The sequence below is a fragment of the Micromonospora sp. NPDC049139 genome (assembly GCF_055586845.1).
Genome location: NZ_JBVJHK010000014.1, coordinates 123,829 through 148,709 on the forward strand (window position 1 = coordinate 123,829; position 24,881 = coordinate 148,709).

The window sequence follows — 24,881 nt, forward strand, 5'->3', positions numbered from 1 at the left end:
GGCGGGTCACGGGAGGCAACGGCACGGGCCGCGGGCGTGCGGCGGCGGAGGTCCGGGTACGGCGGAGCCGACCCGGGGGGCGCGCACGGCACGCTGAGGTCAGCGGCCGGGCAGGGCCCGTCCGTCCCGCGCGCTGTCTCCCATCCGGACTGTCTGGGCGCGGTTTCCCGCCCCCAACCGTCGGCCCCGGATTCTCACCAGGTCCACCGGGCGGCACGAGGCCGACCGGGTCGCGGGCTTACCACGGTCACGCCGTGGATCACCGCCGGTTCGGAATTACACCGAGTCCCGCCAGCGCGTGGTGGGTACACCGGCAGTCTTACACGCCCGACGGGGGGTGGCGCCACCGAGGCGAGCTACTTCACAGCGGGAATACGCGGTCACGTCACCCCGCGTCGCCGGTCCACCGCCACGTACGAGCCGGGCTGGCTCTTGGCCACCGTCTTCATCTCGGAGGCGACCGCGATCGCCTCGAGGGGGTCGGTGAACCGCTTGTTGGCGTCGGAGATGGAGACGCCGATGGAGAGGGTGACCAGGGCGGCGCGCCGGATGTTGCCCCGCCGGTCCTTCAGCTCCACGTAGCCGCGGGCGGCGTCGGCGGGGTCGTAGAGCGAGTCGGCGGCCTTCTCGAAGTCGGCGGACACCCGCGAGGTGAGCGGACGCACCTGCTCCGGCGTGCAGACGATGACGAAGTCGTCGCCGCCGACGTGGCCGAGGAAGGCCGGCGGCAGCCCCACCGAGACCACCGCCCGGTGCAGGCTGCGCGCCAGGGCCGAGATGAAGTCGTCGCCGCGCACGAAGCCGTACCGGTCGTTGACGCTCTTGAACCGGTCGATGTCGATGTAGCCGACGGCGTAGTCGACGCCGCTGCGGACCCGGTCGGAGATCTCCCGGCGGATCCGGCTGTTGCCGGGCAGCCCGGTCAGCGGGGAGACCTCGCGGAACTCCTTGTTGCGCCGCAGCGTCGAGCTGACCCGGGCCACCAGCTCCGCCGTGTCGAAGGGCTTGACCAGGTAGTCGTCGGCGCCGGCGCTGAGCCCGTGCACCTTGTCCACCGTCATGCCCTTGGCGGTCAGCATGATCACCGGCAGCGCCGAGGTCATCGGGTCGGCCCGCAGCCGCCGGGTCAGCTCCAGCCCGTCGATGCGCGGCATCATCAGGTCGACCACGGCCAGGTCGGGCCGCTGTCGCTCGATCACCTCGAGCGCCTCCTGCCCGTCGCCGGCGTGGATCACCTCGAAGCCGTGCAGCCGCAGGTTGAACTCGACGAAGCGCGCGATGTCCTCGTCGTCGTCGACGACGAGGATGATGTCCTTGCGGTCGCCGGCGGGCTCCACGTCAGGCCCCGGGGGCGGCGCGTTCCGCGAGTGCCCGCAGCTTCCGGACGGCCTCGGCGGGGTCGTCGGCGCCGTAGACGGCGGTGCCGGCGACGAAGGCGTCCGCGCCCGCCTCGGCCGCCTGCGCGATGGTGTCGGCGGCGATCCCCCCGTCGACCTCGATGCGCAGTTCGAGGTGGCCGCTGTCGACGTGCCGGCGGGCGGCGCGCACCTTGTCCAGCAGTTGCGGGATGAAACGCTGCCCGCCGAAGCCCGCCTTGATCGTCATGATCAGCAGCGTGTCGAAGCTCGGCAGCAGCTCCAGGTACGGCTCGATGGGCGTGTCCCGGTCGATCGCCAGCCCGGCCTTCGCGCCGGCCGAGCGGAGGTCCTTGGCCAGCGCCACCGGGTCGTCGCACGCCTCGGCGTGGAACGTGACGTTGTACGCCCCGGCGTCGGCGTAGCCGGGGGCCCACCGGCGCGGGTCCTCGATCATCAGGTGCACGTCGAAGGGCAGCTTGGTGGCGGCCCGCAGGCTCTGCACCACGGGCAGCCCGATGGTCAGGTTGGGTACGAAGTGGTTGTCCATGACGTCCACGTGCAACCAGTCCGCGGCGTTCTCGACGGCACGGACCTCTTCGGCGAGGCGGGCGAAATCGGCGGCGAGGATGCTGGGCGCGACGATCGGCGGCGGTACGGTCACGGGGCCAGTGTACGAACGCGGTGATCGGCCGCCCGCAGCGCGCCACCCACCGACACCGGGTGACCCGGCGGTGACCACTGGTGATGATCGACCGGGGTGCGGTGTTTCCTGTGGAGCGACGACCGGAAGCCGACCCGCTCGATGCGGGGCGCCGGCCCGCAGGGACTCCCCGCGATGTGAGCGCGGTGCCGTATGCTGCCGCACCGTGACGTGTCCGGCCGCCTCGCGCCGCCCGGACCACGATCGGCGGGAGGTCGGGGCGATGCGACGGTGGTGGACGGCGGCCGCGGCCGGCGCGGTGGCGGCCCTGGTGCTCGCCGGCTGCGGCACCCCGGCCGGCACCGACGGGGACCTGACCGACGACTGGCCGGCGCCCGCGGCACCGCAGGCGTTCGTCCCCGCCAACGGCGTCTGCCACCGGGACATCCAGGACGTCGGCTACCTCACCGCCTACAACCCGGTCGACTGCGCCGAGTCGCACCGCGTGGAGACCGTGCACGTCGGCACGCTCACCGGGGCGGCGACCGAGCGCAGCACTCCTCCGCCGGCCGGCTCGGCCGGCATGCGCGCCGCCCGGGCCGAGTGCGACACGAAGGTCAACGAGGTGGTCGGCGGGGACTGGCGCTCCGGCCGGCTCGGGCTGGGCGTCGTGCTGCCGTCGCCGCAGGCGTGGGGCGGCGGCGCCCGCTGGTTCCGCTGCGACCTGAGCGAGCAGACCAGCCTCGACGAGCCGAGCGCGAAGTCCCGGACGGGAAGCCTGAAGGGCGCCCTGGCCGGCGCCGCCCCGCTCGCCCACCGCTGCTTCAACCCCAAGCTGAGCAACGACGAGGTGCGGGAGATGGTGGCGGTGGCCTGCACCAGCAAGCACCACGCCGAGTTCGTCGGCGTCTGGCGGGCCCCGGACACCAGCTACGACGCCTTCACCCGGGACAGCCTCGGGGTGCACCGGGCCTGCCGCGCGTTGATCGCGAAGTACGTCAAGGTGCCGAACAACGGCGACCTGAAGTACCGGGCGGGCTCGATCTTCTACCACCCCCTCGAGCAGGAGTGGCGCAACGGCAACCGGGGCGTGCAGTGCTTCCTCTGGGTCAGCGACCGCAACCTGACCCGCTCCGTGAAGGGCGCCGGCACGAAGGGTCTGCCGGTCACCTGAGCGCCCGGACCGGCACCGGACCGACCCGCGACGGGGCGGCCACCCGAGGGTGACCGCCCCGTCGGGCGTCCGTTGTCAGGTGCGGCGCAGCACCGCGAGGAACATCGCGTCGGTGCCGTGCCGGTGCGGCCACAGCTGCACCGTCGGCCCGTCGCCGAGGCCGGGCATCCCCGCCGGCAGCAGCGGCCGGGCGTCGACGAAGTCGACCGGCACTCCCGAGCGGCGGGCCGCCTCGGTCACCGTCACGTGCGTCTCCACGGTGTGCGGGGAGCACGTCACGTAGGCGACCAGGCCGCCCGGACGGACGGCCCGCAGCGCCGCGGCGAGCAGCTCCCGCTGCAACCGGGTCAGCGGCGGCAGGTCCGACGGCTCGCGCCGCCAGCGGGACTCCGGCCGGCGGCGCAGCGACCCCAGGCCGGTGCAGGGAGCGTCGACCAGCACCCGGTCGAAGTGCGCCTCCGGCAGTTTCGGGTCGGCGCCGACCGTGCGGCCGTCGGTGTGCAGCACGGTCACCGGCAGGCCCCGGGTGGCCTGGGCGACCAGCCGCGCCCGGTGCTCGGAGACCTCGACGGCGGTCAGCCGCGCGTCCCGCTGCGCGGCGAGGGCGCCGAGCAGGCCGGACTTGCCGCCCGGGCCGGCGCACAGGTCGAGCCAGCGCCCGTCCGGGCCGTCCAGCGGGGCCACCGCCAGGGCGTTGGCCACCAGCTGGGAGCCCTCGTCCTGCACGTGGGCCCGCCCCTCGGCCAGCGCCGGCAGGTCGCCGGGCGCCCCGCCCGAGAGATAGACGGCGTACGGGGAGAAGGCCCCCGGGGCCCCGCCGACCTCGTCGGCCAGCGCGACCGGGTCGGCCAGCCCGGGCCGGGCGCACAGGTGCACCGGCGGGCGCTCGTTGTCCTCGATGAGCAGCCGGGCGGTCTCGCCGAGGTCGCCGCCGAGCGCCTCGGCGAAGGCCCGCACGATCCACTGCGGATGGCTGTACGCCAGCGCGAGGTGCCCGATCGGGTCGGTCTCCATCGGCGGGGCGAGCTTGGCCACCCAGGCGTCCGCGTCCCGGCCGGCGACCTCGCGCAGCACCGCGTTGGCGAAGCCCGTCGCGCCGGGGCCGACCGCGCGGACCAGGTCGACGGTCGAGGAGACCGCGGCGTGCGCCGGCACCCGGGTGTGCAGGAGCTGGTACGCCCCGAGCCGCAGCGCGTCGCGTACCGGCGGGTCGATGCGCTGCACGTCCCGCCCGGCCGCGTCGGTGAGGATCGCGTCGAGGGTGCCGAGGTGGCGCAGCGTGCCGTAGGTCAGCTCGGTGGCGAAGGCCGCGTCCCGGCCGGTCAGCCCGGTGTCACGCAGCAGCGACGGGAGCACCAGGTTGGCGTACGCGTCGTCCCGGTGCACCGCCGCGACGGCCTCGTACGCGACCTGCCGCGGCAGGTCCACCGCCGGGCGGGCCGGGCGCCGGCCGCCGTCGCGCCGGTCGCCGCCGGGGCGGGCGCCCCACCGGCCGCCCCCCGCCGGCCGGTCGCCGCGGCGATCGCCCGCCGGGCGATCGGCGCGCCCGGGGCCACCGGGCCGCTCACCGCGTCGCTCCGCCGGGAAACGGTCGCCGGAGGACCGCTCGGGGCCCGTCACGCGAGCTCCTCCCCCGCGGCCACCCGGGCGCCGCGCGCCCAGTCGGTCGCCGCCATCGCCCGCTTGCCCGCGGCCCGCACCTCGCCGAGCCGCACCGGGACGGTGGCCGTGCCGGCCAGCACCCGGGACTTCTCCACCAGCAGCTCACCCGGCTTCAGCTCGGGGCCGTCGGTCACCGGGGCGACCGGGCCGAGCTTGACCCGCTCGCCCCGGAAGGTCGTCCACGGCCCGGGCGCCGGCGTGCAGGCCCGGATCCGCCGGTCCACCGCGAACGCCGGGTCGGCCCAGCGCACCCGGGCGTCCTCCACGGTCAGCTTCGGCGCCAGCGACACCCCGTCGGCGGGCTGCGGCTCGGCCCGGGCGGTGCCGTCGGCGATCGCGTCGAGGACGGCCACCAGCAGGCCCGCGCCGGAGTGGGCGAGCCGCTCCAGCAGGTCGCCGGAGGTGTCGGCCGGGCGGATCTCGTCGGTGAGCGTGCCGTAGACCGGCCCCGTGTCGAGGCCCTCCTCCAGCTGGAAGACGCTGGCCCCGGTCAGCTCGTCGCCGTGCAGCACGGCGTGCTGGACGGGCGCGGCCCCGCGCCACGCGGGCAGCAGGGAGAAGTGCAGGTTGATCCACCCGTGCCGGGGGATCTCCAGGGCGGCCGGCGGCACCAGCGCGCCGTAGGCCACCACGGGGACGCAGTCCGGGGCCAGCTCGCGCAGCCGGTCCAGGAACTCCGGCTCGCGCGGGCGGGCCGGGGTGAGCACCTCGATCCCGTGCTCGTCGGCCCACGCCCCGACGGGGGACCGGGACAGCCCGCGCCCCCGCCCGGCGGGCGCGTCGGGGCGGGTGACCACGGCGAGCAGCTCGTGGCGGGAGGCCGCCACGGCGGCCAGGGCGGGTACGGCGACGGCCGGGGTGCCGGCGAAGATCACGCGCACGGGCGGCTCACCGACCCAGGCCGAAGGGGCTGCTGGCGGTGTGCGGGTTGAGCTTCACCGTCGGCGGGGCGGCCGGGTCGTACCACTCCGCCTGGCGGATCGCCTTCATCGCCTCCTTGCGGCCGGCCGGGTCCAGCCGGTCCACGAAGAGCACCCCGTCGAGGTGGTCCGTCTCGTGCTGCACGCAGCGCGCCATCAGGCCGGTACCGACGATCTGCAGCGGGTCGCCGTAGCCGTTGAAGCCCTTGGCGATCACGTTCTGCCGGCGCTTGGTGTCGAAGTAGAGGCCCGGAATGGACAGGCAGCCCTCCGGCCCGTCCTGCTCCTCGGCGTCGGGAAACTCCAGCACCGGGTTGACCAGGTGGCCCAGCACGTCGTCGACGTCGAAGGTGAACACCCGCAGGCCCACACCGAGCTGCGGCGCGGCGAGGCCGGCGCCGTTCTGCTCGCGCATCGTGTCGGTCAGGTCCGCGATGAGCTTGCGCAGCTCGACGTCGAAGTCGACCACCGGATCGGCCGGCGTGCGCAGCACCGGATCCCCGAACAGACGGATGGGCTGGACGGTCACTCGGCGTGGCTCCTTCGGCTGGACGACGTGGTGCCGTACCAGTCTACGGAGTGCCGGGAGCCGTCCCGGGCGGCGTACCGCGTTGCGCCGCCGCCGGTTCCGTGTCGATGATCACCACGCAGCCGGTCGTACGTCCGGTCGGCCCGCGGGCGCCCGCGGAACAGCTGCCGGTCCTGAGGTGTGGCCGACCGGGCGGCTCAGGCGCCGGCGCCCGGCTCCCCGGCCAGCACCGTGCCCCCGCCGAGCAGGGCGTGCTCCGGCAGCGGCAGCTCGATCTTGTGGGCGGCCTCCCAGTCGTGGATCAGGGTCGGCCGGGCCTGGGCGGCGAAGTAGTCCACCGCGCTCATCCCGCCGACCACCTGCTCGTCGACCTCGGCAACGAGTTGGGCCGGCACCAGGCGGAAGCCGTTCTGCAGGGCGGCGCTGAGCCGGCGGTGCCCGTCGACGACGAAGAAGTACTCCCCCGTGTAGCCGATCCGCAGCGGCTCCAGCGCCTCGTCGCCGGCCGCGGCGACGTCGCCGACGAACTCCGAGTCCCACAGGTCGCGCAGGGCGGCGATGTCCTCGGTCGGGTAGACCCGGGCGGGGTCGAGCAGCAGCAGCGGCGGGGCGTCGCGCAGCACGTCCGCGCACAGCCGGCCCTCGTACGCGTCGACGATGTGCTCGATGACCTCGTCCGCCGAGGCGCGGGTGGTGTCGCAGATCAGGTCGTAGTTGCGCAGCCGTGCCTTGTCCACCCCGTAGCGGACGATGAACCGGCCCCGCTCGCTCTCGCTGCGCTCCCGCAGCTTGGCCGTGGCTTCCTCCAGCGACGTGTAGCTCTCGGCCGGGCCGGAGGGGCGGGCGAGCACCCGGCGGGCCGCCTCGCCCGGCTCGGTGATCATGTGCACCTTGAGCGCGTCGGTGAAGAAGTGCCAGGCCAGCCGGGAATCCATGACCAGCCGCTCGCCCGAGGCGGCGATGTCCCGCTGGAGCTGGTCGACGTAGCCGTCGACGGCCTGGTCCAGCTCGGCGTGCAGGTTGAGCTGAAGCGCGGTCATCTGCCGCTCCTGCGCCATCTGCCGGTAGAGGTCACCGACGCTGACCCGGCGCAGGCCGAGCCGCTTCGCGATCTCCACCGAGACGGTGCTCTTGCCGCTGCCGAGGTCACCATTGAAGACGATCGACTGACGAACGGTCACGACTGGTCCACCCCTGATCACCGGCTGATTGACATCATCGACATCGCGCCGAACCGACGCGCTCCCGCCATCGTCGCGCGATCCTGCGACAACTCCAGCTCGGCGCGTCTGACGCCGCGCCCCGACCTGGAGCCGTCGTACGCCCCGGCATGACGGGCGATGCTATCACCCGATCGCGGGCCGCCCGCCGTACCCGGCGTGCGACGGCGGGCCGGTCGGGCGCCCGGAACGGCGGGACCGTGCGGCGGATCACGGGCGGCCCATCACGGGCGGCAGGGCCGTGGCGAGGGATCGCGGTCGTGGCGACGGACCGCCGGCGGCCCGGGCAGGGCGGCGGATCACCGGCGGCCCGGCCGTGGCGACGGACCGCCGGCGGACCGGCCGTGGCGACGGACCGCCGGCGGCCCGGCCGTGGTCGCGGGCGGCGCGGGTGTCGTCCCGGTCAGAAGAGGCTGAGTGGGTCCACCTGGAGACGGACCGGGTCGACGGCCTTGCGCGCCGTGCGCACCCCGGCCGCCGAGTGCAGCGCACCGGCCAGCGCGACCGCCCGGGCCCGGGGCACCCGGACCAACATCCGCTCCCGCTCCCCGTCGGCCGGCACCGGCCCGAGCAGCTCGGCCTCGGCCGGGAGCCGGGCCTCGGCCAGCAGGTCGGCCACCGCCGCCGGCGGGCCGGTCACGCTGGCCATCCGCACCGCCGGCGGGAAGCCCAGCTCCCGCCGCTCGGCCAGCTCCCGGGCGGCGAACCAGGCGGCGTCCCAGCGCAGCAGCGCCTGCACCGGGGCGAGGGCGCCGTCGGCGACCACCACCACCCGGCCGCCGCCGGCCGCGGGGCGGGCCAGCGCGGCGGCGGCCAGCCAGCGGCGCAGCGCCTCCTCCCCCGCCCGCAGGTCGGCCCGGGTGAGCAGGGCCCAGGAGTCCAGCAGCAGCACCGCGCCGAAGCCGCCCTCGGCGACCGGCTCGGCGCCGGGGGTGGCGATGACCAGGCCGGCGCCGCCCGGCACGGTGGCGAGCACCTCCTCACGGCCGGAGGTGCGCACCGGCACGCCGGGGAAGGCCCGCCCCAGCTCCTCGGCCGTGCGCCGGGCGCCGGTGACGGAGGCGCGCAGCCGCCGCCCGCCGCACTCCGGGCAGGCGTACGCGGCGGCGACCCGCCCGCACCACCGGCAGGCCGGGGTGCCCTCGGCCGAGGGCAGCGCGAGCGGCCCGGCGCAGTGCGGGCACCGGGCCGGGGTCCGGCACTCGGCGCAGGCCACCGAGGGCAGGTAGCCGCGGCGGGGCACCTGGACCAGCACCGGCAGGTCGGCCCGGATCGCCTCGCGGGCGGTGGTCCAGGCCAGGCTGGGCAGCCGGGCGGTGGCCGCCCCGGGGTCCCGGGCCAGCTGCGGGTCGTCGCCAGTGGGCGCGATCGCCGGCATCCGGGCCCGCAGGGTGGCCCGGTCGGCCACCACCTCGCGGGCCCACCCCGTCTCCACCAGCAGCTGCGCCTCGGCCGTGCGGGCGAACCCGCCGACCAGGGCGGCGGCGTCGCCGAGCTGGGCGCGGGTGAGCAGCACCTCCCGGGCGTGCGGGTAGGGGGCCCGGGGCTCGGCGTGCAGGTCGTCGCCGTCGTCCCAGATCGCCACCAGGCCGAGGCGGGCGACCGGGGCGAACATCGCGGCGCGGGTGCCGACCACCACGGGCACGTCGCCGCGCCGGGCGGCGAGGAACGCCCGGTAGCGCCGGGCGGGGCCGAGGGCGGCGGAGAGGCAGACGTGCCGCCCCGGGCCCAGGGCGGCGTGCAGGGCGACGTCGAGGCGATCCAGGTCGCGGTTGTCGGCGACCACCACCACCGCGCCCCGGCCGCCGGCGACGGTCGCGGCGACGGCCTCGGCGTACCGGGCGGGCCAGTCCTCCCCGGGCAGCGCCGACCAGACCGCGCGGGGTGCCCGCCCGTCGGCCAGCGCCCGGAGCAGGGCCGGCCCGGCCGGGTAGTCCCGCCAGGCGTCCGGACCGGGCCCGACCACCGGCCCGGCGCCCGCCGGGGCGTCCACCGGCACCGCGACCTCGGGCACGGCGACCTCGGCGGGACCGTCGTCCGGCACGCCGGAGCCTCCGCCGGACGCCGTGCGGCCGCCCTCCGGCGCCGCGGCGTCTCCGCCGGACACGTCGGCGCCTCTGGCGGACACCGCCGCGTCCCCGGCCGGCGCGGGCGCGTCCCCGGCCGGCGCGGGCGCGTCCCCGGCCGGCGCGGGCGCGTCGCGGGCGCGGACGTCCTTTTCCACCCGGGCGTGCCGGGGCGGTACGGCGAGGCGGAGCACGTCGGCGAGGCTGCCGGCGTAGCGGTCGGCGACCGCCCGGGCCAGCCGGGCGACCTCCGGGGCGAGCACCGGCTCCGGCGACACGACCTTCTCCAGGTACGCCAGTCGGCCGGTGTGCCCCGAGTCGTCAGCCCGCTCCAGCAGCCAGCCGTCGACGAGCTGCCCCGCGAAGCGGACCTTCACCCGCGTGCCGGGAACGGCGTCGGCGTCCAGCTCGGCGGGGACGAGGTAGTCGAACGGGCGGTCCAGGTGGGCCAGGGGCAGGTCGACGCAGACGCGAGCGACCGGCGACCCCGCAGCGGGTCGCCGGTCGCTGCGCCTGGTGCCGGTCAGGCTCCCGCGGCCGACTTGAGGTCGGCGGCCCGGTCGGTGCTCTCCCAGGTCAGGTCCGGCAGCTCACGGCCGAAGTGGCCGTACGCGGCGGTCTGCTGGTAGATCGGGCGGAGCAGGTTGAGGTCGCGGATGATGGCGGCCGGCCGCAGGTCGAAGACCTCGGTGACGGCCTGCTCGATCGAGGCGACCGGCACGGTCTCGGTGCCGAACGTCTCGACGAAGAGGCTGACCGGGTGGGCCTTGCCGATCGCGTAGGCGACCTGCACCTCGCACCGCTCGGCCAGGCCGGCGGCGACCACGTTCTTGGCCACCCAGCGGGTCGCGTACGCCGCCGAGCGGTCGACCTTCGACGGGTCCTTGCCGGAGAACGCGCCACCGCCGTGCCGGGCGTACCCGCCGTAGGTGTCGACGATGATCTTGCGTCCGGTCAGGCCGGCGTCGCCCATCGGCCCGCCGATCTCGAACCGGCCGGTCGGGTTGACCAGCAGCCGGTAGCCCTCGGTGTCCAGGCCGAGGCTCTCCAGCTCCGGGGCGATGACGTGCTCGCGCACGTCGGGGGTGAGCAGCGATTCCAGCGAGATGTCCGCGGCGTGCTGGCTGGAGACGACCACCGTGTTGAGCCGGACCGGGCGCAGCCCCTCGTACTCGATGGTGACCTGGGTCTTGCCGTCCGGGCGCAGGTAGGGGATGGTGCCGTCCTTGCGCACCTGCGACAGCCGGCGGGCCAGCCGGTGCGCCAGCGCGATCGGCAGCGGCATCAGCTCGGGCGTCTCCGAGCAGGCGAACCCGAACATCATGCCCTGGTCGCCGGCGCCCTGGGCGTCCAGCGCGCTCTCCGAGGCCCCGGTACGCAGCTCGAAGGCGTTGTCGACGCCCTGGGCGATGTCCGCCGACTGGGCACCGATGGAGACGTTGACGCCACAGGAAGCGCCGTCGAAGCCCTTCTTCGACGAGTCGTAGCCGATGTCGAGGATGGTCCGACGGACAATGGTCGGGATGTCGGCGTACGCCTTGGTGGTCACCTCGCCGGCGATGTGCACCTGGCCGGTGGTGATCAAGGTCTCGACCGCGACCCGGCTGCGCGGGTCCTCGGCGAGCAGGGCATCGAGAATGCCGTCGCTGATCTGGTCGGCGATCTTGTCCGGGTGGCCTTCCGTGACCGATTCGGAAGTGAAGAGGCGGCGTGTCACGGCACTCCTAGCTTGTGGATAAGTCGTTCCGCGGAAGTCTAGTCATCCGCGCGCGCGCCGGGGGCCTTCGGTCATGCTCGGTTCCAGCCGTCAGGAACGGTCGGGCAACCGGGCCGCCGCGAGATCCCAGACGGCGTCGGCGAGGTCCTCCTTGGACTGTTCGGGCAGCCGGCTGACCGACCCGTCCGCGCCGATGACGGTCGCCGCGTTGGTGTCGGCGCCGAAGACCTTGTCGGTGCCGACCTCGTTGATGACGATGAGGTCCGCCCGCTTGCGGGCGAGCTTGGCCCGGCCGTTGGCCTCGGCGTCGCCGGTCTCCGCGGCGAACACCACCAGCACCTGCTCCGGGCGACGGCGCTGGCCCAGCTCGGCGGCGATGTCCGGGTTGGTGACGAGCGCGATGGTGGGTGCGTCGCCGTCGTCCGACTTCTTGATTTTGCCAGGCGCGTAGGTCGCCGGGCGGAAATCGGCCGGAGCCGCCGCCATCACCACCACGTCGGCCCCGGCGGCCGCCGCGAGCGTGGCCTCGCGCAGCTCGGCGGTGGTGCCGACCCGGACCAGGTCGACGCCCGCCGGGTCGGGCAGCGAGACGTTGGCCGAGATCAGGGTGACCCGGGCCCCGCGGGCGACGGCGCAGCGGGCAAAGGCGTAGCCCTGCTTGCCGGAGGAGCGGTTGCCCAGGAAACGGACCGGGTCGAGGGGCTCGCGGGTGCCGCCGGCGGTCACCACCACGTGCCGCCCGGCCAGGTCGGCGGGGGCGGCGAGGCCTCGGGCCAGGGCCCGGCGGGCGACCGCGAAGATCTCCGCCGGGTCGGGCAGCCGACCCTTGCCGGTGTCGGCCCCGGTGAGCCGGCCGACGGCGGGCTCGACCACCCGGACGCCGCGGGAGCGCAGCGTCGCGACGTTGGCGACGGTGGCGGGGTGCTCCCACATCTCGGTGTGCATGGCCGGGGCCAGCACGACCGGGCAGCGGGCGGTGAGCAACGTGTTGGTCAGCAGGTCGTCGGCGAGGCCGTGGGCGGCCTTCGCGAGCAGGTCGGCGGTGGCCGGCGCGACCACGACGAGGTCGGCCTGCTGGCCGAGCCGGACGTGCGGCACCTCGTGCACGTCGGACCAGACGTCGTCGGCGACCGGCTGGCCGGAGAGCGCCGCCCAGGTCGGCGCCCCGACGAAGCGGAGCGCCGACGCGGTCGGCACGACCCGGACCCGGTGACCCGACTCGGTGAAGAGTCGCAGCAGCTCGCACGCCTTGTAGGCGGCGATGCCGCCGCCGACCCCGAGGACGATCCGGGGGGACATCGGCGCGGGGCGGGTTACGGCTGGTCGGTCGGCTCGGCGGTGAGCAGGCCCGCGTTGATCTCGCGCATGGCGATGGAGAGCGGCTTCTCCTGCGGGGTGGTCTCGACCAGCGGGCCGACGTACTCCAGCAGGCCCTCACCGAGCTGGCTGTAGTAGGCGTTGACCTGGCGCGCGCGCTTGGCGGCGAAGATGACCAGCGCGTACTTCGACGTCGTCTTCTCGAGGAGCTCGTCGATCGGCGGGTTGGTGATGCCTTCGGGGCTTGCGATGGATCCCACGAATTAACCTCTGCGTCTATCGCACCGCGGACAGCGGTGCTGGCGCTCAACCGCGCAGATGCGGTCGCGCCGGAGCCAGGAAAGAAGAACCGGACAAGCCTACCAGCTCCTCGACGACCCGATCGGTGAGGCCGTGCGGGACGGTGTGGTCGAACGCGGCGAGGGTGCCCGCCGGGGGGACGATGCCGGGCGGGTGCAGCAGCACCAGCCGGGCGTCGGGCAGCGCCGCCCGGACCAGCAGCGCGCCGGCGAGGTCGAGGCCGAGCAACACCGGCTGCCCGACGGCCAGCCGGGCCCGCACCGGCCCGCCCGGCGTGCCGCGCCGGTGGGGTCCGGCCCGGCTCCACTCCAGCAGCTCCCCCGCCGCGACCATGCGGTCGAACTCCGGCGGGGTCAGGAAGAGGCGGTCCACCCCGTCCAGCTCGCCCTCCCGACGGGGGCGCGTGGTGGCCGGCACCGGGACCCACACGGACGGAGAACGCGCCCGGACGCACTCGACGACACTCTCCGTGCCCGAACCCTCAGGTCCGGCCAGGACAGTGAGCCGAGCCGCCGGGCGCGCCTCGTCATCCGTGCTCACTGCTTGTTTCTACACGCTGCCAGCCTCAGTTGGCGGCGAACTCCCCAAGCAGTGCCTTGCGCTGCTGCTCGCCGAGGCCACGCAGGCGACGGCTGTCGGCGATCTTGAGCTTCTCCATGATCTGGGTGGCCCGGATCTTGCCGATACCCGGCATCGCCTGCAACACGGCGGAGACCTTGAGCTTGCCGACGACGTCGTCGGACTCGGCGCGCTCGAGGACGGCTCCGAGGGTGGTCTTGCCCTGCTTGAGCTGCTCCTTCAGCTCAGCACGGGCCTTGCGAATCTCCGCGGCCTTCTCCAGCGCGGCAGCGCGCTGTTCCGGGGTCAGTGACGGGAGCGGCACCAGTTCTCCTCAGGTCCCTATCGCGACGGGCGGGACGCCACGCCGCATCTGTGAAACGTGGTGTCGCTGTGAACCAAGGGGTCCATGGTTCCCAGCGCCGGGAAAACTAGCGGCCAACGACGGTTTCGGCAACGTGGACGCGCGATGATCATCGCAAAGTGACCGAGCCGTCAGTCAGTCAGCCGGCGGTCAGGGCAGCCCGGCAGTCGGTCAGGGCCCGGTCAGCGGCGGCCCGCAGCGCGGCCGGGTCCGGGCCCGCGTTCAGCACCTCGCGGGAGTACGAGGGCAGCACGGCGGGCAGACTGGAGCCGAAGACGACGCGCAGATCCGCCGCGGTGGCGCCCTGCGCCCCGAGGCCCGGGGCGAGCAGCGGGCCGTTGGCCCGGGACAGGTCGTGGCCGGTGTCGCCGATGGTCGCGCCGACCACCAGGCCGAAGCTGCCGAGCGGCTCCGCACCCGCGTTGAGCTGGGAGATCTCGTCGATGACGGTCTGCGCCACGGTCCGCCCGTCGGCGGTGCGGGCGCGCTGCACGGCGGCGCCCTCGGGGTTGCTGGTGAGCGCCAGCACGAAGACCCCGCCGCCGTGCTCGGCAGCCAGATCGAACATCGGGGCGAGCGAGCCGACGCCGAGGTACGGGCTGGCCGTCACCGCGTCGACATGGACCGGACTGGATGGGTCAAGGTACGCCGAGGCGTACGCGGCGACGGTCGAGCCGATGTCGCCGCGCTTGGCGTCGAGGAGAACGAGCGAGCCGGCCTCGCGTAACTGTCGGATAGTTGACTCTAGGATCGCCACTCCGCGCGAGCCGAACCGTTCGAAAAAGGCCGACTGGGGCTTGACCACCGCGACCCGGTCACCGAGGGCTTCCGCGACCGTCCGGGCGAACCGGTCAAGCCCCCGGACGTCGTCGTCGAGCCCCCAGCGGGCCAGCAGCCCCGGGTGCGGGTCGATGCCGACGCAGAGCGGCCCACGCTCGTTGACGGCCCGGTGCAGGCGGGCGCCGAAGCTCTCCATCCGGTTCTCTCCCTCTCCTCGCCCGGGCGTCCGCCGCCCGGGGCACGCTCGTCTGCGGGCGGCGCGCCGCCCGCGTACTCCCGCCGGACCGTGACCGGCGGCTCAGCCGGCCCGCACGGCGGCGGCCACCCCGGCGGCGATCCGGGCCAGGTCGGCGTCGTCGGTGACGTACGGCGGCATGGTGTAGACCAGGTCGCGGAACGGCCGCAGCCAGACGCCCTCGGCGACTGCGGCGGCGGTGGCGGCGGCGAGGTCCACCTCGTGGTCGAGCTGCACCACGCCGATCGCGCCGAGCACCCGCACGTCGCGCACCCCCGGCGCGCCCCGCAACGGCTCCAGGCCGGCCCGCAGGCCCGCCCGCACCCTCGACACCTGCCCCGCCCAGTCCCCGGCCCGCAGCAGGCCCAGGGACGCGTTGGCGACCGCGCAGGCCAGCGGGTTGCCCATGAACGTCGGGCCGTGCGCCAGCACCCCGCCGGCGGAGATGCCCCGGGCGACCTCCGCCGTGCAGAGCGCGGCGGCCAGCGTCAGGTAGCCGCCGGTGAGCGCCTTGCCCACGCACATCACGTCGGGCACCACCCCGGCGTGCTCGGCGGCGAACATGGCGCCCGTCCGGCCGAAGCCGGTGGCGATCTCGTCGAAGACCAGCAGCACCCCGTGCGCCCGGGTGACCTCGCGCAGCACCCGCAGGTAGTGCGGGTGGTGGAAGCGCATGCCCCCGGCGCCCTGGACGACCGGCTCCACGATGACCGCCGCCAGCTCGTGGGCGTGCCGCTCGACCGCCTCGACCAGGGCCGCCTCGTAGGCGGCGTCGGGCGGGGTGTCGAAGCCGCCGGGCGGGACGGGGGCGAAGACCTGGCGGGGCAGCACGTCGCCCCAGAGGTGGTGCATCCCGCCCTCGGGGTCGCAGACGCTCATCGGGTGGAACGTGTCGCCGTGGTAGCCGCCCCGCCAGGTGCCCAGCCGGCGGCGTTCCGGCCGGCCGGTGGCGCGTTGGTACTGCAGGCACATCTTCACGGCGACCTCGACGGCGACCGAGCCGGAGTCGGCCAGGAAGACGTGCTCCAGCCCGTCCGGGGCCAACTCGACGAGGGTGGCCGCCAGGCGGACCGCGGGCTCGTGGGTGAGCCCCCCGAACATCACGTGGCTCATCCGGCCGAGCTGGTCGGTGACCGCCGCGTCGAGCACGGGGTGCCGGTAGCCGTGGATCGCCGCCCACCACGACGACATCCCGTCGACCAGCTCCCGGCCGTCGGCCAGCCGCAGTCGTACGCCCTGTGCGCCCTCCACCACGTAGGGCGGGCTGGCCGGCGGCAGGGCCGCGTACGGGTGCCAGACGTGCCGGCGGTCGGCCGCCAGGATCTCCTCGGGTGTCACGCGCGCTCCTTCGTCGTCGCCCCCGCGATCTTGCACTTGTGGCCCCCTTCTCGTCCGGTATGAGGCATTGGCCGGGGCGGAAAGTGCAAGATCACGGGTACTGCGGTCACCGGGCCGGTGCCGGGGCGGCGGCCGTGGCGCGGGCGACGGCCCGGGGCAGGGCCGGGCCGCGGTAGATGAAGCCCGTGTAGAGCTGGACCAGGGCGGCGCCCGCGTCGAACATCCGGGCGGCGTCGTCGGGGTCGAGGATGCCGCCGACGCCGACCACCGGCAGCCGCCCGCCGGTCTCCCGGTGCACGAACGACACCACCTCGCGGGCCCGGTCGGCCAGCGGCCGGCCGGACAGGCCGCCCGCCTGCGCGCCGCGCTCCCGGTCGGCCGGGGCGAGGCCGTCGCGCGCCAGGGTCGTGTTGGTGGCGATCACCCCCGCCGCGCCCCGCGCCAGGCAGACCTCCAACAGCTCGGCGATCGCCGGCTCGGTGAGGTCGGGGGCGATCTTCACCAGCACCGGCTTCTCCCCCACCAGCGCGGCGAGCAGGGCGTCCAGGTGCGACCGGTCCTGCAACGCGCGCAGGCCCGGGGTGTTCGGCGAGGAGACGTTGACCGCGAAGTAGTCGCCGTGCCCGCGCAGCGCCCGGTAGGAGGCGAGGTAGTCCTCCACGGCCCCGTCCAGCGGGGTCACCTTGGACTTGCCGAGCGAGATGCCCAGCGGCACCCCGAGCGGGCGGGGCAGCGCCGCCAGCCGGGCCGCGAGGGCCTCGGCGCCGGCGTTGTTGAAGCCCATCCGGTTGACCACGGCCTCGCTGTCGGGCAGCCGGAACAGCCGGGGCCGCGGATTGCCCGGCTGCGGGTGCGCGGTGACCGTGCCGACCTCGACGAAGCCGAAGCCCAGCGCCGGCCACGCCGGCAGCGCCGCGCCGTCCTTGTCCATCCCGGCGGCGAGCCCCACCGGATTGGGGAACTCGACGCCGAACACCGTGCGCGGCGCCCGGACGGCGTACCGGGCGCGCAGGGCGGCCAGCGCCGCCGGCCGGCGGGACAGTCCCGCCAGCCGGCGCAGCGTCCACTCGTGCGCCACCTCGGCGTCCCCCGCCCCGATCCGGAACAGCCCCGGCCGCACCACCCGCTCAAAGATCACCGCGCCCACCCTCCTGGCCCCCGTTGATCATGAGGTTGTTGCCCGTCGCACCGGCGTGTCACGACAACAACCTCATGATCAACCGGCTGGGGGCGGGTCACTCGGCGGCCCGCAGGGCGGCGTGCAGCTCCTGGAGGGGGCGGACCTGCATGTCGCCCCGGATGCGCGCCTCGATGCCCATCACGGCCGCCGCCGCGCCCGGCACGGTGGTGATGCACGGGATGTCCGCCGTGACGGCGGCGCTGCGGATCTCGTAGCCGTCCGAGCGGGCGCTGGCACCCGAGCCCTGCGGGGTGTTGATGACCAGGGCGACGTCGCCGCCGAGGATCAGCGACACCGCGTCCTCGCCCGCGCCGGACTCGTAGTGCTTGCGGATCTGCTCGCAGGCGATGCCGTGCCGGCGCAACACCTCGGCGGTGCCGGTGGTGGCGACGATCTCGAAGCCCAGGTCGGCCAGGCGCTTCACCGGGAAGATCATGCCGCGCTTGTCCCGGTTGGCGACCGACACGAAGATCTTCCCGGCGGTCGGCAGCGAGCCGTACGCGGCCGACTGGGACTTGGCGAAGGCGTTCCCGAAGGCCGTGTCGATGCCCATCACCTCGCCGGTCGACTTCATCTCCGGCCCGAGCAGCGAGTCCATGCCCTTGCCCGTCGGGGTGCGGAACCGCTTGAACGGCAGCACCGCCTCCTTGACCGCGATCGGGGCGCCGGCCGGCAGCGAGCCGCCGTCCCCGGTGGCCGGGAGCAGCCCCTCGGCACGCAGCTCGGCGATGGTGGCGCCGAGCGCGATCCGGGCCGCCGCCTTCGCCAGCGGCACCGCCGTGGCCTTGGAGACGAACGGGACCGTCCGGGACGCGCGGGGGTTCGCCTCCAGCACGTAGAGCACGTCGTCCTTCAGCGCGTACTGCACGTTGAGCAGGCCGCGCACGCCGATGCCCCGGGCGATCGCCTCCGTGTACCGGCGGACCTGCGCGACGTGCGAGCCGGCCAGGGTGATCGGCGGCAGCGAGCAGGACGAGTCGCCGGAGTGGATGCCCGCCTCCTCGATGTGCTCCATCACCCCGCCGAGGTAGACCTCGCCGTCGGCGTCGCAGAGCGCGTCCACGTCGATCTCGATGGCGTCGTCGAGGAACCGGTCCACGAGCACCGGGTGGTCCGGGGAGATGTCGGTGGCCCGCCCGATGTAGTCGCGCAGCGTCGCGTCGTCGTAGACGATCTCCATGCCGCGCCCGCCCAGCACGTACGACGGCCGGACCAGCACCGGGTAGCCGATCTCGTCGGCGATCGCCTTCGCCTCGTCGTACGAGGTGGCCATGCCGTGCGCCGGGGCGCGCAGCCCCGCCCGGGCCAGCACCGCCCCGAACGCGCCCCGCTCCTCGGCCAGGTGGATCGACTCCGGGGAGGTGCCGACGACCGGCACGCCCGCGTCCTTGAGCCGCTGCGCCAGGCCCAGCGGGGTCTGCCCGCCGAGCTGCACGATCACCCCGACCACGCCCGGCCCGCCGGCCGCCCTGCCGGAGGAGTCCTCCGCGTGCCAGACCTCCAGCACGTCCTCGAAGGTGAGCGGCTCGAAGTAGAGCCGGTCGGCCGTGTCGTAGTCGGTGGAGACCGTCTCCGGGTTGCAGTTGACCATCACGGTCTCGAAACCGGCGCCGGCGGCGCCCGAAGCGGACGCAGCGGCGCCCGAAGCGGACGTAGCGGCGCCCGCGGCGCCCGAAGCGGACGCAGCGGCGCCCGCGGCGCCCGAAGCGGACGCAGCGGCTGTGCCGACCGGCGCGCTGCGCAGCGCCTGAACCGCGTGCACGCAGGAGTAGTCGAACTCGATGCCCTGCCCGATCCGGTTCGGCCCGGAGCCGAGGATCAGCACCTTCGGCCGGTCCGACCCGACGACCTCCGTCTCCGAGTCGTAGGAGGAGTAGTGGTAGGGCGTGGTCGCCTCGAACTCGGCGGCGCAGGTGTCCACGGTCTTGTAGACCGGGCGGACGCCCAGGCGGTGCCGCAGCGTGCGTACGCCGTCCTCGGCCGCCAGCTCCGGGCGCAGCGCGGCGAGCTGCCGGTCGGACAACCCGGCCCGCTTGGCCAGGCGCAACAGGTCGGCGTCGAGCACCGGCGCGGCGACGATCTCCGCGCGCAGCTCGACCAGGGCGGCGATCTGGTCCAGGAACCACGGGTCGATCCCGCCGGACGCGGCGGCCACCTCGGCGATCGAGGCGCCCAGCCGCAGCGCCCGCTCCACCGTGTAGAGCCGGCCGTCGTGCGGCATCCGCAGCGCGGCGAGGGTGTTCTCCTTCGTCGCGCCGGCCGGGTCGGGCAGCGTCCAGAAGCCGCCCGCCTTGGTCTCCAGCGAGCGCATCGCCTTGTTCAGCGCCTCGCTGAAGTTGCGGCCCAGGCTCATCGCCTCGCCGACGGACTTCATCGTGGTGGTCAGCTCCGGGTCCGCGCCGGGGAACTTCTCGAACGCGAACCGCGGGATCTTCACCACCACGTAGTCCAGGGTCGGCTCGAACGCCGCCGGGGTCTTCAGCGTGATGTCGTTGGGGATCTCGTCCAGGGTGTAGCCGATGGCCAGCTTCGCGGCGATCTTCGCGATCGGGAAGCCGGTGGCCTTGGAGGCCAGGGCCGACGACCGGGACACCCGGGGGTTCATCTCGATCACGACGATCCGGCCGTCGGCCGGGTTCACCGCGAACTGGATGTTGCAGCCGCCGGTGTCCACGCCGACCTCGCGCAGCACCGCGATTCCCAGGTCGCGCAACTGCTGGTACTCCCGGTCGGTCAGCGTCATGGCCGGGGCCACGGTGACGCTGTCGCCGGTGTGCACACCCATCGGGTCGACGTTCTCGATCGAGCAGACGACCACCACGTTGTCGTGCCGGTCGCGCATGAGTTCGAGCTCGTACTCCTTCCAGCCGAGCACGCTCTCCTCGATGAGCACCTCGTGCACCGGGCTGGCGGTGAGCCCGTCGCCGGCGATGCGGGCCAGTTCCTCCGGGGTGTGCGCCATGCCGGAGCCGAGGCCGCCCATCGTGAACGACGGCCGGATCACCACCGGCAGGCCCAGCTCGGCGACCGTGGCCTCGACCTCGGCCATCGAGTGGCAGACCCGGGACCGGGGCACCAGGCCGGACGGGTCGGCCAGGCCCAGGCGTACGCCGGCCTTGGCGACGATGTCCTTGAACAGCTGGCGGTCCTCGCCCCGGTTGATCGCCTCGATGTTGGCGCCGATCAGCTCGACGCCGTACTTGTCCAGCACGCCCGCCTCGTGCAGGGCGACCGCGGTGTTCAGCGCGGTCTGCCCGCCCAGGGTGGGCAGGATCGCGTCCGGGCGTTCCTTGGCGATGACCAGCTCGACGAACTCCGGGGTGATCGGCTCGACGTAGGTGGCGTCGGCGAACTCCGGGTCCGTCATGATCGTCGCCGGGTTCGAGTTGACCAGGCTGACCCGGATCCCCTCGCTGCGCAGCACCCGGCAGGCCTGGGTGCCGGAGTAGTCGAACTCGCAGGCCTGCCCGATCACGATCGGCCCGGAGCCGATCACCAGGATGTGCTTGAGATCGGTCCGCTTAGGCATGTGTGCGCCCCTCGTTCTGGGTCCGGCCCTCGATCAGCTCGGCGAAGCGGTCGAAGAGGTAGTCCGCGTCGTGCGGACCGGCTGCCGCCTCCGGGTGGTACTGGACGGTGAAGGCGGGCACGTCCTTGGCCCGCAGCCCCTCGACGACGTTGTCATTGAGGCAGACGTGACTGACCTGGACGCCACCGAACTCGGTCTCGATCACCTGATCGGGTACGACGGCGCCCTGCCGTGCGCCCGGGACCTCGACCGCGAAGCCGTGGTTGTGGCTGGTCACCTCGACCTTGCCGGTGACCCGGTCGAGCACCGGCTGGTTGATCCCCCGGTGGCCGTAGCCCAGCTTGTACGTGCCGAAGCCGAGCGCCCGGCCGAGGATCTGGCTGCCGAAGCAGATGCCGAACAGCGGCACCTTCCGGCGCAGCACCTCGCGGGCCAGCGCCACCGGCGCGTCCGCGGTGGCCGGGTCGCCGGGGCCGGGCGAGAAGAAGACGGCGTCCGCGCCGGTGGCGAGCAGGTCGTCGATGGTGGACGTGGCGGGCAGCACGTGGGTGGTGACGCCGCGCGCGGCCAGCCGGCGCGGCACGTTGCGCTTGATGCCCAGGTCCAGCGCGGCCACCGTGAACCGGTGCTCGCCCTCGGCCGCCACCACGTACGGCTTCGCGGTGGTCACCTCGGCCGAGAGGTCCGCGCCCACCATCTCCGGGGACTGCCGCACCCGGGCCAGCAGCGCGCGGGGATCGGTCTCGACGCTGGAGATGCCGACCCGCATCGCGCCGCGCTCGCGCAGGTGCCGGGTCAGCGCCCGGGTGTCGACGCCGCTGATGCCGACCACGCCCTCGGCGGCCAGCCGGTCCTCCAGCCCGCCGGTGGCCCGCCAGTTCGAGCCGATCCGGGCCGGGTCGCGGACCACGTAGCCGGCGACCCAGATCCGGCCGGACTCGTCGTCCTCGCCGTTGACGCCGGTGTTGCCGATGTGCGGGGCGGTCTGCACGACCACCTGCCGGTGGTAGGAGGGGTCGGTCAGGGTCTCCTGGTAGCCGGTCATGCCGGTGTTGAAGACCGCCTCGCCGAAGGTCTCCCCGACGCTGCCGTACGCCTCGCCGTGGAACGTGCGCCCGTCCTCGAGGACGAGGATCGCCGGTTGTCTGCGGGTCACTTGATGGCCTTTCCGTCCAGGACCGTCGGCTCGCCGCGCAGGAAGGTCGCCACGATGCGACCCGGCAGCGTCATGCGGGCGTACGGGGTGTTGCGGCTGCGACTGGCCAGCTCCGCCGGCTCGATGGTGCGGCGGGCGGCCGGGTCGACCAGGGTCAGGTTGGCGGGCACGCCGGGCGCCGGGTCGAGGCCGTGCCCCTCCAGGCCGGCGATCCGGGCCGGGGTGCGCGACATCCGCTCGGCGATCAGGTCCCACTCGGGGCCGAGCACGTCGAGGGCGATGGACAGCGCCGTCTCCAGGCCGAGCATGCCCGGCCGGGCGTACGCCCACTCGCACTCCTTGTCCTCCACCGCGTGCGGGGCGTGGTCGGTGGCGACGATGTCGATCACGCCCTCGACCAGGGCGGCCCGCAGCGCGGCGATGTCGGTCGCGGTGCGCAGCGGCGGGTTGACCTTGTAGACCGGGTCGTAGGCTCCGGCTGGGCTCCAGTTGTTCGCCAGTGCGGGGCTCGCAAGCTCACTCCTCCCGCTCACGACCTCGTCGGTGAGCAGCAGGTGGTGCGGGGTCACCTCGGCGGTGACCCGGATGCCCCGGGCCTTGGCCTGGCGCAGCACCTCGACGCTGCCGGCGGTGGAGACGTGGCAGACGTGCAGCCGGCTGCCGACGTGCTCGGCGAGCAGCACGTCCCGCGCGATGATCGCCTCCTCGGCGACCGCCGGCCAGCCGGTCAGCCCGAGCCGGGTCGACACCTCGCCCTCGTGCATCTGCGCGCCCTCGGTGAGCCTGGGCTCCTCGGCGTGCTGGGCGATGATCCCGTCGAACGCCTTCACGTACTCCAGGGCGCGGCGCATCAGCTTCGGGTCGGCGACGCAGTGCCCGTCGTCGGAGAAGATCCGCACCCGGGCCGCCGAGTCGGCCATCGCGCCCAGCTCGGCGAGCTGCTCGCCGGCCAGACCGACGGTGACCGCACCGATGGGCTGCACGTCGACCAGCCCGGCCTCCCGGCCGAGCCGCCAGACCTGCTCGACCACGCCGGCGGTGTCGGCGACCGGCGAGGTGTTGGCCATCGCGCAGACGGCGGTGTAGCCGCCGAGCGCCGCCGCCCGGGAACCGGACTCGACGGTCTCGGCGTCCTCCCGGCCGGGCTCGCGCAGGTGGGTGTGCAGGTCGACCAGGCCGGGCAGGGCGACCAGCCCGGTGCCGTCGACGACGGTGGCGTCCGGCGCGTCCAGCCCGGCGCCGACGGCCGCGACGACGCCGTCGCGGATCAGCAGGTCGGTCGGCGCGGCGCCGACGACGCTCACGTTGGAGATGAGGTACGAGCTCACCGGTTGTTCCCCCCGAGCAGCAGGTAGAGGACGGCCATCCGGACGGAGACGCCGTTGGCGACCTGTTCAACGATGGTGGAGCGGGGCGAGTCGGCGACCTCGGGCGTGATCTCCATGCCCCGGTTCATCGGGCCGGGGTGCATGACGATCGCGTGCTCGGGCAGCCGGCGCATCCGCGGGCCGTCCAGGCCGTAGCGGCGGGCGTACTCGCGGGCGGACGGGAAGTAGGAGTCGTTCATCCGCTCCCGCTGCACCCGCAGCATCATCACCACGTCCGACTGCGGCAGCACCGCGTCGAGGTCGTAGGAGACGTCGGTGCCGGGCGCGAGCGCCTGCGCGATGTGGACGGGGATCAGTGTCGGCGGCCCGACCAGGGTCACCTTGGCGCCGAGGGTGGACAGCAGCAGCACGTTGGAGCGGGCCACCCGGCTGTGCAGCACGTCCCCGACCACCGCGACCGACAGGCCGGCCAGCCGCCCCAGCCGGGAGCGCATCGTGTACGCGTCGAGCAGCGCCTGGGTGGGGTGCTCGTGGGTGCCGTCGCCGGCGTTGACCACCGAGCCGTCGACCCAGTCGGCGAGCCGGTGCGGGGCGCCGGAGGCGGGGTGCCGGACGACCACCGCGTCGGCGCCCATCGCCTGGAGGGTCAGCGCGGTGTCCTTCAGGCTCTCGCCCTTCGCCACGCTGGAGCCCTTGGCCGAGAAGTTGATCACGTCGGCGCTGAGCCGCTTCGCCGCCGCCTCGAACGAGATCCGGGTCCGGGTGGAGTCCTCGTAGAAGAGGTTCACCACGGTGCGACCCCGCAGGGCGGGCAGCTTCTTGACCTCCCGGCCGGCGACGGTGGCCATCTCGGCGGCGGTGTCCAGGATCTGGGTGGCCGTGGCGGCGTCGAGGTCGGCGCCGGAGAGCAGGTGCCTGATCATGAGGGGGTCCCCCCGTACAGCTTGACCTCGTCGGTGCCGTCGGTCTCCGCGAGGGTGACCTTCACGCTCTCCGCGAGGGAGGTCGGGATGTTCTTGCCGACGTAGTCGGCGCGGATCGGCAGCTCGCGGTGCCCGCGGTCGACCAGGACGGCGAGCTGGACGGACGCCGGGCGCCCCACGTCGTTGAGCGCGTCGAGCGCGGCCCGCACCGTACGGCCGGAGAAGAGCACGTCGTCGACGAGGATGACGCGCTTGCCGTCGATGCCGCCGGGCGGCACCTGGGTCGGCCCGACCGCGCGGGTGGCGTGCCGGCGCAGGTCGTCGCGGTAGAGGGTGATGTCGAGCACGCCGACCGGGACGGCCACGTCCTCGAAGGTGCTGATCCGGGCGGCGAGCCGCTTCGCCAGCGGGGCGCCCCGGGTGGGGATGCCGAGCAGGACGGTGTTCTCGGCGCCCTGGGTCTTTTCCAGGATCTGGTGGGCGATGCGGTCGACCACGCGCTGGACGTCGGCGCTGGCGAGGATCACCTTCACCGAGGGTTGTCGCGGCGGCGACGACTGGGCAGCCGGTGGGTAGGCCACGGCGGA

The 24,881-nt window shown here is 74.5% G+C and carries 21 protein-coding genes and 1 riboswitch; of the genes, 1 reads left to right on the forward strand and 20 read right to left on the reverse strand.

What is annotated here, in order from left to right; all coding sequences use genetic code 11:
* Window positions 1-128 precede the first annotated feature (128 nt).
* A riboswitch (FMN riboswitch) is annotated at window positions 129-300 on the reverse strand.
* 80 nt (window positions 301-380) lie between these two features.
* Both ACZ6Q9_RS22645 and rpe read right to left on the reverse strand, forming a co-directional pair.
* On the reverse strand, window positions 381-1,337 hold the full coding sequence (locus tag ACZ6Q9_RS22645) for a GGDEF domain-containing response regulator (protein ID WP_393263758.1): 957 nt from the start codon (window positions 1,335-1,337) through the stop codon (window positions 381-383).
* Between the two features lies 1 nt (window position 1,338).
* Window positions 1,339-2,019: a ribulose-phosphate 3-epimerase gene (rpe, locus tag ACZ6Q9_RS22650; protein ID WP_396829485.1), complete on the reverse strand. Its 681-nt coding sequence runs from the start codon at window positions 2,017-2,019 to the stop codon at window positions 1,339-1,341.
* A gap of 262 nt (window positions 2,020-2,281) precedes the next feature.
* Here rpe and ACZ6Q9_RS22655 point away from each other — a divergent pair, with 262 nt between their 5' ends.
* Window positions 2,282-3,172, forward strand: a complete 891-nt coding sequence (locus tag ACZ6Q9_RS22655; RefSeq protein WP_396829484.1) for a septum formation family protein — start codon at window positions 2,282-2,284, stop codon at window positions 3,170-3,172.
* Between the two features lie 75 nt (window positions 3,173-3,247).
* Here the strand turns inward: ACZ6Q9_RS22655 and ACZ6Q9_RS22660 are convergent, their stop codons facing one another.
* From ACZ6Q9_RS22660 to pyrR, 18 genes are all read right to left on the reverse strand, one after another.
* On the reverse strand, window positions 3,248-4,792 hold the full coding sequence (locus ACZ6Q9_RS22660; RefSeq protein WP_393456499.1) for an RsmB/NOP family class I SAM-dependent RNA methyltransferase: 1,545 nt from the start codon (window positions 4,790-4,792) through the stop codon (window positions 3,248-3,250).
* Window positions 4,789-5,715 carry a methionyl-tRNA formyltransferase gene (gene fmt / locus ACZ6Q9_RS22665; protein WP_393456496.1) on the reverse strand — a complete coding sequence of 309 codons (927 nt, stop codon included), beginning with the start codon at window positions 5,713-5,715 and terminating at the stop codon, window positions 4,789-4,791. Before fmt ends, ACZ6Q9_RS22660 begins: the two co-directional genes overlap by 4 nt.
* 7 nt (window positions 5,716-5,722) lie before the next feature.
* Entirely contained in the window at window positions 5,723-6,283 is a 561-nt protein-coding gene (gene def / locus ACZ6Q9_RS22670) for a peptide deformylase (protein ID WP_393263763.1), read from the reverse strand.
* Between the two features lie 197 nt (window positions 6,284-6,480).
* Window positions 6,481-7,464, reverse strand: coding sequence for an AAA family ATPase (locus tag ACZ6Q9_RS22675; protein WP_393263765.1), 984 nt, complete (start codon window positions 7,462-7,464; stop codon window positions 6,481-6,483).
* Between the two features lie 442 nt (window positions 7,465-7,906).
* Entirely contained in the window at window positions 7,907-10,027 is a 2,121-nt protein-coding gene (locus tag ACZ6Q9_RS22680) for a primosomal protein N' (RefSeq protein ID WP_396829526.1), read from the reverse strand.
* Between the two features lie 65 nt (window positions 10,028-10,092).
* A complete protein-coding gene (metK, locus tag ACZ6Q9_RS22685; RefSeq protein ID WP_393263766.1) occupies window positions 10,093-11,286 on the reverse strand; it encodes a methionine adenosyltransferase in 1,194 nt (397 codons plus the stop codon).
* Between the two features lie 90 nt (window positions 11,287-11,376).
* Window positions 11,377-12,585 (reverse strand): bifunctional phosphopantothenoylcysteine decarboxylase/phosphopantothenate--cysteine ligase CoaBC, encoded by a 1,209-nt coding sequence (gene coaBC, locus ACZ6Q9_RS22690; protein WP_393263768.1) that lies wholly within the window; start codon window positions 12,583-12,585, stop codon window positions 11,377-11,379.
* A gap of 14 nt (window positions 12,586-12,599) precedes the next feature.
* Window positions 12,600-12,863 (reverse strand): DNA-directed RNA polymerase subunit omega, encoded by a 264-nt coding sequence (gene rpoZ, locus ACZ6Q9_RS22695; protein WP_101366725.1) that lies wholly within the window; start codon window positions 12,861-12,863, stop codon window positions 12,600-12,602.
* Between the two features lie 46 nt (window positions 12,864-12,909).
* Entirely contained in the window at window positions 12,910-13,443 is a 534-nt protein-coding gene (locus ACZ6Q9_RS22700) for a guanylate kinase (protein ID WP_396829483.1), read from the reverse strand.
* 25 nt (window positions 13,444-13,468) lie between these two features.
* Window positions 13,469-13,786, reverse strand: a complete 318-nt coding sequence (mihF, locus tag ACZ6Q9_RS22705; protein ID WP_007458370.1) for an integration host factor, actinobacterial type — start codon at window positions 13,784-13,786, stop codon at window positions 13,469-13,471.
* Between the two features lie 178 nt (window positions 13,787-13,964).
* The gene (gene pyrF, locus ACZ6Q9_RS22710; protein ID WP_396829482.1) at window positions 13,965-14,801 is read right to left on the reverse strand and encodes an orotidine-5'-phosphate decarboxylase; all 837 of its coding nucleotides are present in this window, start codon (window positions 14,799-14,801) and stop codon (window positions 13,965-13,967) included.
* 102 nt (window positions 14,802-14,903) lie between these two features.
* Window positions 14,904-16,178: an adenosylmethionine--8-amino-7-oxononanoate transaminase gene (locus ACZ6Q9_RS22715; protein ID WP_393263775.1), complete on the reverse strand. Its 1,275-nt coding sequence runs from the start codon at window positions 16,176-16,178 to the stop codon at window positions 14,904-14,906.
* Between the two features lie 106 nt (window positions 16,179-16,284).
* Window positions 16,285-17,316, reverse strand: a complete 1,032-nt coding sequence (locus tag ACZ6Q9_RS22720) for a quinone-dependent dihydroorotate dehydrogenase (RefSeq protein WP_396829481.1) — start codon at window positions 17,314-17,316, stop codon at window positions 16,285-16,287.
* A 97-nt stretch (window positions 17,317-17,413) separates the two neighbouring features.
* Window positions 17,414-20,887: a carbamoyl-phosphate synthase large subunit gene (carB, locus tag ACZ6Q9_RS22725; protein WP_396829480.1), complete on the reverse strand. Its 3,474-nt coding sequence runs from the start codon at window positions 20,885-20,887 to the stop codon at window positions 17,414-17,416.
* Window positions 20,880-22,043 carry a glutamine-hydrolyzing carbamoyl-phosphate synthase small subunit gene (gene carA / locus ACZ6Q9_RS22730; protein ID WP_393456478.1) on the reverse strand — a complete coding sequence of 388 codons (1,164 nt, stop codon included), beginning with the start codon at window positions 22,041-22,043 and terminating at the stop codon, window positions 20,880-20,882. Before carA ends, carB begins: the two co-directional genes overlap by 8 nt.
* Entirely contained in the window at window positions 22,040-23,371 is a 1,332-nt protein-coding gene (locus ACZ6Q9_RS22735) for a dihydroorotase (RefSeq protein ID WP_393456475.1), read from the reverse strand. Before ACZ6Q9_RS22735 ends, carA begins: the two co-directional genes overlap by 4 nt.
* A complete protein-coding gene (locus ACZ6Q9_RS22740) occupies window positions 23,368-24,294 on the reverse strand; it encodes an aspartate carbamoyltransferase catalytic subunit (protein WP_091095578.1) in 927 nt (308 codons plus the stop codon). The genes ACZ6Q9_RS22735 and ACZ6Q9_RS22740 overlap by 4 nt, the downstream gene beginning before the upstream one ends.
* Window positions 24,291-24,875 (reverse strand): bifunctional pyr operon transcriptional regulator/uracil phosphoribosyltransferase PyrR, encoded by a 585-nt coding sequence (gene pyrR / locus ACZ6Q9_RS22745; RefSeq protein WP_393456472.1) that lies wholly within the window; start codon window positions 24,873-24,875, stop codon window positions 24,291-24,293. Before pyrR ends, ACZ6Q9_RS22740 begins: the two co-directional genes overlap by 4 nt.
* Between the last annotated feature and the right edge of the window lie 6 nt (window positions 24,876-24,881).